The 12,215-nt window shown below is 72.4% G+C and carries 12 protein-coding genes; 4 read left to right on the plus strand and 8 right to left on the minus strand.

The features are described 5' to 3' along the window. Positions 1–96: 96 nt before the first annotated feature. The 6 genes from ACZOOI_RS24290 to ACZOOI_RS24315 form a co-directional block, all read right to left on the minus strand. On the minus strand, positions 97–1,098 hold the full coding sequence (locus ACZOOI_RS24290) for a proline racemase family protein (protein WP_391589414.1): 1,002 nt from the start codon (positions 1,096–1,098) through the stop codon (positions 97–99). Beyond that, positions 1,098–2,033: a dihydrodipicolinate synthase family protein gene (locus ACZOOI_RS24295; protein WP_465277799.1), complete on the minus strand. Its 936-nt coding sequence runs from the start codon at positions 2,031–2,033 to the stop codon at positions 1,098–1,100. Before ACZOOI_RS24295 ends, ACZOOI_RS24290 begins: the two co-directional genes overlap by 1 nt. Next, positions 2,030–3,343, minus strand: coding sequence for an FAD-dependent oxidoreductase (locus ACZOOI_RS24300; RefSeq protein ID WP_465277800.1), 1,314 nt, complete (start codon positions 3,341–3,343; stop codon positions 2,030–2,032). The genes ACZOOI_RS24295 and ACZOOI_RS24300 overlap by 4 nt, the downstream gene beginning before the upstream one ends. Continuing rightward, entirely contained in the window at positions 3,340–3,627 is a 288-nt protein-coding gene (locus tag ACZOOI_RS24305; protein ID WP_396007330.1) for a (2Fe-2S)-binding protein, read from the minus strand. Before ACZOOI_RS24305 ends, ACZOOI_RS24300 begins: the two co-directional genes overlap by 4 nt. Continuing rightward, entirely contained in the window at positions 3,624–4,769 is a 1,146-nt protein-coding gene (locus tag ACZOOI_RS24310) for an NAD(P)/FAD-dependent oxidoreductase (RefSeq protein WP_465277801.1), read from the minus strand. Before ACZOOI_RS24310 ends, ACZOOI_RS24305 begins: the two co-directional genes overlap by 4 nt. A 175-nt stretch (positions 4,770–4,944) precedes the next feature. Continuing rightward, complete coding sequence (locus ACZOOI_RS24315; RefSeq protein ID WP_465277802.1) at positions 4,945–5,913, minus strand: glycerophosphodiester phosphodiesterase; 969 nt, start codon at positions 5,911–5,913, stop codon at positions 4,945–4,947. A 201-nt stretch (positions 5,914–6,114) separates the two neighbouring features. Here ACZOOI_RS24315 and ACZOOI_RS24320 point away from each other — a divergent pair, with 201 nt between their 5' ends. Further along, complete coding sequence (locus ACZOOI_RS24320; protein WP_465277803.1) at positions 6,115–6,288, plus strand: hypothetical protein; 174 nt, start codon at positions 6,115–6,117, stop codon at positions 6,286–6,288. A gap of 168 nt (positions 6,289–6,456) precedes the next feature. Here the strand turns inward: ACZOOI_RS24320 and ACZOOI_RS24325 are convergent, their stop codons facing one another. Beyond that, positions 6,457–7,236: an SDR family NAD(P)-dependent oxidoreductase gene (locus tag ACZOOI_RS24325; protein WP_465277804.1), complete on the minus strand. Its 780-nt coding sequence runs from the start codon at positions 7,234–7,236 to the stop codon at positions 6,457–6,459. 174 nt (positions 7,237–7,410) lie between these two features. Here ACZOOI_RS24325 and ACZOOI_RS24330 point away from each other — a divergent pair, with 174 nt between their 5' ends. Then, the gene (locus ACZOOI_RS24330; RefSeq protein WP_465277805.1) at positions 7,411–8,643 is read left to right on the plus strand and encodes a TetR/AcrR family transcriptional regulator; all 1,233 of its coding nucleotides are present in this window, start codon (positions 7,411–7,413) and stop codon (positions 8,641–8,643) included. A gap of 257 nt (positions 8,644–8,900) precedes the next feature. Here ACZOOI_RS24330 and ACZOOI_RS24335 read toward each other — a convergent pair whose 3' ends face one another. Beyond that, complete coding sequence (locus ACZOOI_RS24335) at positions 8,901–9,704, minus strand: IclR family transcriptional regulator (RefSeq protein WP_465277806.1); 804 nt, start codon at positions 9,702–9,704, stop codon at positions 8,901–8,903. A gap of 110 nt (positions 9,705–9,814) precedes the next feature. Between ACZOOI_RS24335 and aceB the strand changes: the two genes are divergently transcribed. Then, entirely contained in the window at positions 9,815–11,434 is a 1,620-nt protein-coding gene (aceB, locus tag ACZOOI_RS24340; RefSeq protein ID WP_465277807.1) for a malate synthase A, read from the plus strand. A gap of 235 nt (positions 11,435–11,669) precedes the next feature. Then, positions 11,670–12,059 carry an allophanate hydrolase-related protein gene (locus ACZOOI_RS24345; protein WP_465277808.1) on the plus strand — a complete coding sequence of 130 codons (390 nt, stop codon included), beginning with the start codon at positions 11,670–11,672 and terminating at the stop codon, positions 12,057–12,059. Positions 12,060–12,215: the final 156 nt, after the last annotated feature.

Consider the following 12,215-nt stretch of genomic DNA (forward strand, 5'->3'; position numbering starts at 1 on the left):
GGGGACCGGATCGGGACTGTGCGAGCGAACGACCACGGAGCGTGAGTGTATCCGGGCGCCTGCGCCGCCCTGTTCGCGACCCTCGTTCGGCCGTCGTCACAGGCGGAACCCGGCCGGGAAGGGATCCTCGGGATCGAGCAGATACTGCGCGGTGGCGGTGATCCAGGCCCGACCGGTGATCAGCGGGACCACGGCCGGATTCCCGCCCACCTCGGTGTGTTCCACGATCCGCCCGTGGAAGCGGGTCCCGATGAACGACTCGTTGACGAACGGCTGTGCGATCGCCAGCTCGCCGCGCGCGGCCAATTGGGCCATCCGCGCGCTGGTACCGGTGCCGCACGGCGAGCGGTCGAACCAACCCGGGTGGATCGCCATCGCGTTGCGCGAGAGCGTGGCGTCCGAACCCGGGGCGAGGAACTGCACGTGGTGGCAGCCCGCGATCGCGGGATCCTCCGGATGCACCGGCCGGGCCTGCTCGTTGATCGCCGCCATGATCGCCAGGCCGGTCTCCAGGATGCGTCCGGACTCGGCCCGGTCGAACGGCAGCCCGACCTTTTCGATCGGCAGGATCGCGTAGAAGTTGCCGCCGTAGGCCATGTCGTAGCCGACCGCGCCGAGCCCGGGCACGTCCACGGTCGCGTCCAGGGTGTGTGCGTACGACGGCACGTTGCGCAGAGTGACCGAGCGCGCCGCGCCGTCGCGCACCTCGACCTCGGCGATCACCAGCCCGGCGGGTGTGTCCAGCCGGACCGTGGTGACCGGTTCGACCACCTCGACCATGCCGGTCTCGACCAGCACGGTGGCGACCCCGATCGTGCCGTGCCCGCACATCGGCAGGCAGCCCGACACCTCGATGAACAGCACGCCGTAGTCCGCGTCCGGGCGGGTCGGCGGTTGCAGGATCGCGCCGCTCATCGCGCCGTGTCCGCGCGGTTCGTGCATCAACAGCGTGCGGAGATGGTCCCGATGGGCCATGAAGTGCACACGCCGCTCGGCCATCGTGGCGCCGGGGAGCACACCGACGCCGCCGGTGATCACCCGGGTCGGCATGCCCTCGGTGTGCGAGTCGACCGCGTGGAAAACGTGTCGTGAGCGCATCAGGCCAGTCCCTCCGCGAGCGCCTTCTCGGTGAACTCACGCACCGACGCCTCCTGTTCGGGCAGCAGCGGAAGCCGCGGCGCGCGGCACGGGCCGCCGCGACGCCCGGCCAGGTCCATCGACAGCTTGATCGACTGTACGAACTCGGTGCGCGAATCCAGCCGAAGCAGCGGATGCAGCAACCGGTACAGCGGCAACACGGCGCGTACGTCGCCGCCGATCGCCGCGCGGTACAACTCGACGCTCGCCTGCGGGAAGACGTTCGCGTAGCCGGCGATCCAGCCGACCGCGCCGGCCAGTCCGAACTCCAGCGCGACGTCGTCGCTGCCGATCAACACGTCCAGGCCGGGCGCGAGTTCGGCCACCTCGTAGGCTCGGCGCACATCCCCGGTGAACTCCTTGACGCCGACCACGAGGCCCTCCTCGTACAGGTCCGCCAGCAGTCGCGGGGTCAGGTCGACCTTCGTGTCGAACGGGTTGTTGTACGCGACGATCGGCAGGCCGGCGCGGGCCACCGTGCGGTAGTGGTCGAGCACCGTGCGGGTGTCCGCGCGATAGCCGTTCGGCGGGAGCAGCATCACCGCCCGGGCACCCGCCTCGGCGGCCTGCTCGGTCCAGCGCAGCGACTCCGCCGCGCCGTACGCCGCGACGCCGGGCAACACCCGGTCCCCGCCCACCGCCTCGACGGCGACCCTGACCACTTGGGCCCGTTCCTGGGGCGTGAGCGACTGGTACTCGCCCAGCGAGCCGTTCGGGCAGACCCCGTCGCAGCCCGAATCCACGAGCCAGCGCACGTGTTCGGCGTACGCGTCGAAGTCCACGGACAGGTCCTCGCGCAGCGGCAGCGCGGTGGCCACCACGACGCCGTGCCACGGCTGCCGGTCGGCGGGGCGGCCCGGGTCGGCCGGTGACGAGGAGGCGGGTTGCGGGCTCATGAGGCTCCTTGGGCTAGGTCTCCGAGACGGATGGGCACACCGATCGGACGGGTGGGCGGTGGCGCGGCGACCGGTCGGTCCAGCACGTCGGACAACACGCACGCGGTGGCCTCGGCGCACATCCGGCCCTGGCACCAGCCCATTCCGGCGCGGCTGAGCAGCTTGACCGAGCGCACGTCGTCGGCGCCGAGGCGGGCCGCGTCCTCGATCCGACCCCGCGGCACCTCCTCGCAGCGGCAGATCAGCGTGTCGGGGTCCGACCAGGACAGCCACCCGGGCCGGACGGGGTAGAGCGCGCGCAACCCGGCGGCGAACCGGGTGAGCGCGGCCCGACGGCGCAGCAGCGCGCGCGGCGGCGTCCTCCCGGCGATCGCATACCCCGCCAACTCGCCTTCCGCCGCGGCCAGATGCACTCCGCCGATGCCGGTGCTCTCGCCGGCGGCGGACAGGCCGGGGATGTTCGTCGCCTGTCGGGTGTCGACCGCGACGAATCCGTCCGGGGTGCTTGCGCAACCGAGTTGGTCGGCAAGTTCGAGTTGCGGGGTGAACCCGTAGCCGACCGCGAGGGTGTCGCAGGGCAGTTCGGTCGACGTCCCGGGGCGGACTCGCCAGTCGGCGTCGAGACGGGCCACGGTGACCGAGGTCAGGCCGGTGTGGTCGCCGTGTGCGGCGATCACGGCCCGTCCGGTCCGGTACGGGATGCGCCGGCGGGCCAGGGCGACCGCGTAACCGGCCGCCTCCACCACACGCGCGGGGCTGTGCGGCGCGAGCGTGGCGGCACGCGGCGTGGGTCGGGACGCCTCCAGCACGGCGCTCACCTCGACGCCCGCGTCGGCCAGGGCGACGGCGACCGGCAGCAGGAACGGGCCGGTGCCGGCCACCACCGCGCGCCGACCGGGCGCCACGCCGTTGCCCTTGATCAGGGCCTGCGCGCCGCCGGCGGTGAGCACGCCGGGCAGATCCCAGCCGGGGAAGGGCAGTTGCCGGTCGTAGGCGCCGGTGGCCAGGAGCAGCCGGTGGCCGGTCACGGTCACCGGAGTGCCGTCCCGCTCGCCGGTGACGGCGTGTACGACGAACCCGTCGGCCGCGTGTTCGACCGCCCAGACGCGATGTTCGGCCAGGTGCTCGACGGTGTGCAGGCGGGCGAGCGGCGGCCAGGCCGGCGGTCGGCCGGCGCGGTGTCGGTGGTACTGGCCGCCCGCGCGGGAGCCGGCGTCCAGGACGGCGACCCGCAGGCCGAAGCCGGCGGCGGTGACGGCGGCGGTGAGGCCGGCGGGCCCGGCGCCGACGACGATCAGGTCGTACGTCATGTGGTGCTCACCTCGTCGTCGGGACGGGCGGCGAGCAGGCAGGCGCGCAGGGACGGGGTGCCGTTCACCGTGACCAGACAGTCGAAGCACACCCCGATGCCGCAGAACAGCCCGCGCGGTTTGCCGGCGAACCGGGTGGTGCGCCAGGACCGGATCCCGGCGGCGAGCATCGCGGCGCCGACGGTCTGTCCGGCCTCCACCGGGATGCGTCGGCCGTCCACGCCGATCCGGAAGTGTTCCGTGCCGGGTGGGTGGATCGGGGTGGGTTCGGATGCGCCGGTCACGAGGACACCTCCGCGAAGCGGGTCGGGGCGAATGGAGAGGGGTCGAACTCGGGGTCCTTGCCGGTCAGACCCCGGGCGACGAGGTGTCCGGTGGCGGGCGCCAGGCCCACGCCGGCGCCCTCGTGGCCGCAGGCGTGCCACAGGCCGGGCACGCGCGGGTCCGGGCCGATCACCGGCAGGTGGTCCGGGCAGTACGGCCGGAACCCCCGATAGGCGCGCAGCACCGAGACGCCGGCCAGGAACGGGAACAACTCGATCGCCTGCGCGGCCAGTCGGCGCAGCACCGGGACCGGGAACGAGCGGTCGAAGCCGACCCGTTCGCGGCTGGCGCCGATCAGGATCGTGCCCGCCGGGGTGCCCTCGACCACGGCGGACGAGGCCAGGTCCGCGTCGTCGCCGGCGACGTCCCCGGCGTAGGTCGCGGCATACACCTTGTGCCGCACCATCGCCGGCAGCGGCTCGGTGACCAGCACGAAGCCGCGGCGGGGCAGGATCGGCAGGGACACGCCGGCGAGCGCGGCGATCGCGCCGGACCAGGTGCCGGCCGCGTTCACCACCGCGCCGGCGGCGAATTCGCCGTGCGAGGTGCGCACGCCGAGCACCCGTTCGTCGCGCCCGCGCCGGAAGCCGGTGACGGTGACCCCCGTGCGCAGCCGCACGCCCGAGCGCAGCAGCGCGGCGGCGGCCAGTGCGGGCTGAACCTGGGCGTCCTGCGGATAGTGCGTTCCGCTGGTCAGGCCAGGGGCCAGGTGTGGTTCGTAGGAGAGCAGGTCCGCGGCGTCGACGGCGTCGGCGGTGATCCCGCAGGCACGTTGCGTGGCGGCCGTGGCGGCCATCGCACCCGCCTCGGCGTCGGTGCGGGCGACGATCAGGCCGCCCTTTTGTTCGTACTCGAAATCGTGTCCGGCGCGGGCGAGTTCGGCCCACAGGCGGAGCGAGAGCCGGGCCAGTGCCAGCTCGGGCCCGGGCTTCTTGTCGGAGACCAGTAGGTTTCCCTCACCGGCTCCGGTGGTCCCGCCCGCGACCGGACCACGATCGAGCACGGTGACCGACAGGCCGGCACGCGCGGCGTAGTGGGCGCACGCGGCGCCGACGACGCCCGCGCCGATGACGACGACATCACTGGGACGGAGTTCGCTCACGTCTGTAAAATGTCACATTGCTCTTACGAGGTAAAGGGTTTGCCGGGGTCGGTTCGTGGACAGCCGGGCCGGATCCCCGAAAGACGAAGGCCCGCGGTCGGTGCGAGGAGGCTCCTCCTCGCACCGACCGCAGGCCCGGGTCGTGTCCGGCGGGACACGTCCTGCGGTGCGCGACTCAGGGTTTGCCGGCGGCCTTTCCGTGCCGTGTGGTGAGCCACGAGACCAGGTCGGCGGTGCGGTTCGTGATGATTCCGTCCACCCCGGCGTCGTCGAGTGCGGCCCACTCCTTGGGGTCGTCCGGAGTCCAGGCCAGCACCGCGATCCCGGCCGCGTGCAACTGGGCCACCAGCTGCGGGCGTTGCCGCAGGCCCTGATAGGACGGGTTGTACGAGGCGAGGCGCAGCTCCCTGGCCAACGCGACCGGATCGGCGTCGAGGCGATCCCGGAGCAGTCCGAGCGGCAGCTCGGGGGCGAGATCGCGGGTGATCCGCAGCGACTCCTGGTCGAAACTCTGTACGAACACCCGGCCGGACATGCCGGCCAGGCGCACCTCCTGGACGATCCGGGAGATCTCCTCCCGGGTGTGCGGGGTCTTGATCTCCAGGAGCAGCCGGCCGCCGTGCGTGCGCAGGTCGGCGAGCTGCTCGCGCAGGGTCATCACGCGGGTGCCGGCGAAGGACGGCTTGAACCACTTCCCGGCGTCCAACGTGGCCAGATGAGCACTCGTCAGGTCGCGAAGGCGGCCCTTGCCGTTGGTGGTTCGATCCACCGTGACGTCGTGCATGATGTGCGGGACGCCGTCGACGCTGGGCTGTACGTCGTTCTCGATCCAGTCCGCGCCGGAGCGGCGGGCCGCCTCGTCCGAGGGCAGCGTGTTCTCCGGGGCCAGATACGGCGCGCCCCGGTGCCCGAACACCATCGGGCGGGCGCCGGGGGCGCGGATGTAGCTGCGGCCGTCGATGGCGGAGATGCCCCGGCGGCTGTCGAGAGTCTCCGCGGGCGGATGTGCGGCGGCGGCCTGCGGCGGCTTGGTGGCCGGAAGGGTGGCGCTGGACAGGGACGACTTCGTGTCGTTGCTCAGGTACGTGGGCGCCAGATACTGCACGCAGCCGATCGCGATGCCCAGGCCGGCCAGGGAGCCCACGATCCGTCGTTTGGCACGGCGGTATCGGGGCCGGACTGGGCGCCCGGATGGGTCAAGGAGCATCCACGCATCGTAGAAGCAATTTCGGGCTGCCATTCGCATTTGATCATTACGATGCGTAGTCCTCGACATGCGCGGCGTGATGATCGATGTGAGAGTGGTGGACGACCGACCATCGGTTCTTCGTAGGAGGAAACGGCCATGGCCAAGCAGAAGTCGAAACCCCACCTGCAGAACAAGAACTCGCTGTTCGTCGAAGCCGAGCGTGCAGACTCCGCACCGGCACCGGCAGCGGAGACGACGGACACCCTCGAATCCCCCAAGGCCGCCCGCCGCGGCAAGAGCGAGCGGCCCAAGGGCCGTCCGCGCCGCTGACGGCCCGGCTTCCCGGACGGCGGCCCGGGTGACCGACCCGGGCCGCCGGCCCCGAACCTCGCGGATGCCCGGGGGAGGGGCGTGACGATCCCACCGCCCCGCCCGGTACGCGCCCGCAGGCCCCGTCGACTTCGTGTCGGCGGGGCCTGTGGCGTGTCGGGCCGGGGACTACGGGCGGGTCGGTCCGTACACCCGGCCGGTCCTGGTGGACACGCTGCCGAACAGGCCGCGCGGGGCGAGCTTGGCCAGCCCGACCACCGCCTTGTAGCGCAGGTCCGGCACGCTGACCGTGCGGCCCACCGCCAGGTCGCGGATCGCGACGGCGACCACCCGATCGGCGTCCAACCACATCCAGTTGGGGATGTTGGACGTGCCCATCCCGGCTCGCAGGTGGAACTCGGTGCGTACGAATCCCGGACACAGCGCCATCAACCGCACGCCGCTGCCGTTGAGTTCGCGGGCCGCACCCTCGGTGAAGGAGACCACCCACGCCTTGCTCGCGCCGTAGGTGCCGCGCGGCAGGAAGGCCGCGACGGACGCCACGTTGATCACCCAACCACGGCCGCGCTCGCGCATCGCCGCACTCGCCGCACCGGTCAGCCGCAGCACCGCCTCGCAGTGCACCTTGAGCATGCGCACCTCGTCGGCCGTGGACGCGTCCAGGAAGGAACCCCGGTTGCCGAAGCCCGCGTTGTTGACCAACACGTCCACCGGCGCGGCGCGATCGGCGAGTCGGGCCTCGACGGCCGCGATTCCCTCGTCCAGGGACAGGTCCGCGGCCAGCACCTCCACCGACACGCCGTGCTCCTCGCGCAGGTCGCGGGCGGATTCGGCCAACCGTTCCCGGTCGCGCGCGACCAGGACGAGGGCGTGCCCCTCGTGGGCGAGCCGTCGGGCGAACGCGGCGCCGAGGCCCGAGGTGGCACCGGTGATCAGTGAGGTCGTCATGCCACCCAGGGTAGTAACCGAGCGCCCGCCGGCCCGCCGGGTGCGTCCGCGGCGTCGCCGGCCGACGCGCGGGACTCACACCGGGTTCGTGCCGGCCCGATGCGCGCGAGGGCAGTGGGCCGCGCGGTCGGCTGAAACAATGGCGTCGGGGCGGATCCCGGAAGGAAGTACGCGATGGCGGCTGCGGTGCGCAAGGTCGGTGGACACGTGCCGCCCGCCCGGGGGACCCGACCGCGCAATCGGCGCGCGCTGATCCTGGCGGCGGCGGCCGAGCTGTTTCACCGCCGCGGGTACGCAGACGTGGGCATGAGCGACATCGCCGAGGCGGTGGGCATGGGGCCCTCCGCGCTGTACCGGCACTTCCGGAGCAAGCAGCACCTGCTCATGCAGGTCGTGCTCGACGGGGTCGCACCGGTGCGCGAGGCGCTGGCCCGCAGCGCGGTCGAGGACCCGGACACCGTGTTGCGCACGGTGGTTGCGGTCACCCTCGACCATCGCGAGGTCGGTGTGTTGTGGCAGCGCGAGGGCCGGTTGTTACCGGCGGCGGAGCGGGCCGAGGTCCGGAGCGAGATCCGCGCGGTGACCGCCGTGGTCGCCGGACTGATTCGGGACGCCCGCCCGCGGTTGTCGCCGGAACAGGCCGAGTTGCTCGCGTGGTGCGGGCTGGGGGTGCTGCTCAGCCCGTCCTTCCATCGGATCGAACTCCCCCGTCCGGAGTACGTGCGGCTGCTCGTGGAACTGGGCCGGGCGGCGGTCGCGGCGCCGCCCGCCGAACTGGTGCCGAACGCCCGCGCGCGGCCGGCCGGGATCGCGCTGCGCTCCCGACGCGAGGCGCTGTTGACCGCGGCCGTACGGATGTTCGCCGAGCAGGGGTATGCCGGTGTGGCCATCGAGGACATCGGCGCGGCGGCCGGGATCGCGGGCCCGAGCGTGTACAACCACTTCGAAAGCAAGGGTGACCTGCTCTCGGCCGCGGTGACCCGGGGCATCGAGTGGTTGACGATGGACATGACGGGGGCGCTCGCGGGCGCCGCGGATCCCGAGGCCGCGCTGCGCGCCCTGCTGGAGGCGTACATCCGGTTCGCGGCCGAGCACAGCGACCTGGTCTCGCTGCTGCTCACCGAGGTGTCGCACCTGCCGATGTCGGCTCGGCACCGGGCCCGGCAGGCGCAGTCGGACTACCTCATGGAGTGGGCGCACCTGCTGTGCGCGGTGCGCCCGGAGTACGGTACGGCGCCGGCCCGGATCCGGGTGCACGCCGCGCTGACCGCGATCAACGACGTGGCGCGCACCCGACATCTACGGGACACCGCCGGCGTGGCCGCGACGCTTGCCGCGGTGGCCGGTGCGGTGCTGGGGCTGGATCCGGCCGGGGAGCCCGAGTCGCCGCCCGACGCTCGCGGTTGACCCGGCCGCGGGCGCCGTCGAGGTGGCCGCGAGGGGGGCGGGGCGGGCGCGTTGGGCGGTGTGGTGGGTTCGCTCGAAGGCGCGGCCTGGTGTGGTGGTTTCGCCCGAACGGGCGGTCGAGTGCTGTGGGCTCGTCCGAACACGCGGCCAGGTGTGGTGGTTTCGCCCCAACGCGCGGCCCAGTGTCGTGGGCTCGTCCGAACACGCGTCCTGGCGTGGGGGTTTCGTCCGAACGCGGCGACGGGGCGGGCACGGGGTCAGTTCGTGGGCGTCGGTTGCGGGGCCGGTTCGGTGCCGCCCAGGTGTGCGCCCAGGCGGGCGGCGATCTCCTGCATTCTGGTGGTCATCCACTGTTCTTCCATCGCCCGGATCCGGCCCTCGGGGCCGGACACGGACAGCGCGGTCGCGGTGGGTGCTCCCGGGACCACGACCGCGACGCAGCGCACCCCGAGCTCCTGCTCCTGGTCGTCGATGGCATAGCCCTGTGCCCTGATCCGCGGGAACTGGGCGAGCAGTTCGGCCGGATCGGTGACCGTGTGCTCGGTGTGCGAGGTCAGTGGTCGGCCGCCGAGCACGCGGGCGGCGTCCGGCTCGGGCAACTGGGCGAGCAGGACCTTGCCCACCGCGGTGCAGTGCGGCTGCACCCGACGGCCGACCTCGGTGAACATCCGCATCGAGTGCCGGCTGGGCACCTGGCCGACGTAGACCACCTCGTCCGCCTCCAGCACCGCGAGATTGGCGGTCTCGCCGGTGGTCTCCATCAGTTCGGCCAGGTACGGCCGGGCCCAGCTGCCGAGCAGCCGACCTGCGGTCTCGCCCAGCCGGATCAGCCGCGGGCCGAGGGTGTACCGGCGGGAGGCGTCCTGGCGCAGATAACCCAGCGACACGAGCGTGCGTACCAGGCGGTGGATGGTGGGCATGGGCAATCCTGAACGCGCGGCGAGTTCGCTGAGCGTCAGCACCCCGCCGGCGTCGGCGAGCAGTTCGAGGAGGTCGAACGCGCGTTCCAGGGACTGGACGCCACCGCTCGTGCCGTTGCTACCCGAGTCGCGTGCGGCCACGGCACGAACCTCCGTCGGTCGAGAATATTTCAACACATTGTTGAACTTCCGTTTTGCGGAAACTAATGTCCACTCTACAAAAGAACGTCGACGGCGAAGGAGAGCCACCCATGAGTGCACCGACCATCGTGGTCAAGCACGGCACGGCGACCGGCGGCTCCGTGCCGCGCGCGGACGAGGTGCTCACCACCGAGGCGCTGGATTTCGTGGCGAGCCTGCAGCGCAGGTTCGGCGGCCGTCGCGACGCATTGCTCGACCTGCGCCGGGCCCGACGCGAGGAGATCGCCCGCACCGGCCGGCTCGACTTCCTGCCCGAGACCGCCGAGGTGCGCGCCGCCGACTGGCGCGTCGCCGAGGCGCCGCCCGCGCTGCGCGACCGGCGGGTGGAGATCACCGGTCCGGCGGATCGCAAGATGACGATCAACGCGCTCAACTCGGGCGCCCGGATCTGGCTCGCCGACTTCGAGGACGCTTCCGCGCCCACCTGGCACAACGTGGTCGCGCATCAGCTCAACCTGATCGACGCCTACGAGCGGCGGATCGACTTCTCCACCGCCGAGGGCAAGACCTACCGGCTGCGCCCGGACGACGAACTGGCCACCGTGGTGATGCGCCCGCGCGGCTGGCACCTGGACGAACGGCACGTCCTGGTGGACGGGGCGCCGGCCGCCGGTGCGCTGGTCGACTTCGGCCTGTACTTCTTCCACAACGCGGCCCGGCTGCTCGACCGGGGCCTGGGCCCGTACTTCTACCTGCCGAAGATCGAGAGCCACCTCGAAGCCCGGTTGTGGAACGACGTGTTCCGGCACGCGCAGGAGCTGCTGGACATCCCGCGCGGCACGATCCGGGCCACCGTGCTGATCGAGACGGTCACGGCCGCGTTCGAGATGGACGAGATCCTGTACGAACTGCGCGAGCACGCGTCGGGTCTGAACGCGGGCCGCTGGGACTACCTGTTCAGCATCGTGAAGAACTTCCGGGACGCGGGCGAAGCGTTCGTGCTGCCGGACCGCAACGCGGTGACCATGACCGCGCCGTTCATGCGTGCGTACACCGAACTGCTCGTGCGCACCTGCCATCGGCGCGGCGCGCATGCGATCGGCGGGATGGCGGCGGTGATCCCCTCCCGGCGCGATGCGGCGGCCAACGCCGCGGCGCTGACCAAGGTGCGCGAGGACAAGGAGCGTGAGGCCGGCGACGGCTTCGACGGCTCGTGGGTGGCCCACCCGGACCTGGTGCCGGTCTGTCGCGAGGCGTTCGACGCGGTGCTCGGCGATCGGCCGAACCAGATCGAACGCACCCGGGACGACGTCGAGGTGACGGCGGATCAGCTGTTGGACGTGGCGTCCGCGGACGGGTCGCCGACCGGCGCCGGACTGCACGCGGCGGTCGGGGTCGGGCTGCGCTACCTGGAGGCGTGGTTGCGCGGATACGGCGCGGTCGGCGTCTTCGGCCTGATGGAGGACGTGGCGACCGCGGAGATCTCCCGATCCCAGGTATGGCAGTGGATCAACAACGGCGTGGTGCTCTCGGACACCGGCGAGAAGGTGACCGCGGACCTGGTCCGGCGCCTGGTCGTCGAGGAACTGGGCGCACTGCGGGGGGAGATCGGCGACGACCGGTTCGAGGCGGGCCGCTGGACGGACGCGCGCGACCTGTTCCTCAAGGTCGCTCTGGCCGATGAGTTCGTCGACTTCCTCACCCTGCCGGGATGCGAACTCCTCGACTGAATCGAGCCGTTCGCAGCCCCCGGAGACGCGGAACAGCCGGACCCGCACCGGCGGTCGTGCGGCGGGTGCAGTCGGGCGGGCCCGGTCGTTCCGCACCTGCGCACGGCGCTTCGGCCGCGGGTGACGTGGCCTCCCGCCCCCACCCGGGGGCGGCGGTCGTGTTCGCGCCGAGCGTGCGTATGCGTGGAAACCCGCCGACACCTCGCGCGCGAGCGCATCGAACAGGAGGCAGCACATGGCACGGATGTTCCTCAACGGCCAGGCGATGGAGGGTGGTCCCTTCCACCACCATCTGGAGGGTGCGCCGCTGGTCGCCAAGACCCGTACCGCGCCCGGCTATCGCTTCTTCTCCATCGGCGACCGCTGCCCGGGCCTGTTGCCCGATCCGGCGAGCGAGGCGCAGATCGAGGGTGAGGTGTACGAGGTTCCGGACGAGGTGCTGCGCGACAGCCTGCTGCCCACCGAGCCGGCCGAGTTGGAGTTCGGGATCATCAAACTGGAGGACGGCTCGGCCTGCTTCTCGATGATCCTGCGGCGCGGCGAATGGCAGTCGGGCCGGCACCGGGAGATCACCGAGTTCGGTGGCTGGCGCGCTTACCTGCGGACGCTGGGGCGCGAGGCTTAGGGGCGGTTCGGTCCGCCGGGCCGGGCCGGGCCTGGGCCCGGTACGGGTCGGGGTCGGGGGCGGGGGCGGGTAGTACGCGGGCCGACCCGGGTGGGCCGTCCCGGGGTGGTCAGACCCTCGCCTCCACGCCGGGCGCGGTTTCGGTCGGCGGCGCCG

The organism is Embleya sp. L77, from assembly GCF_055557415.1.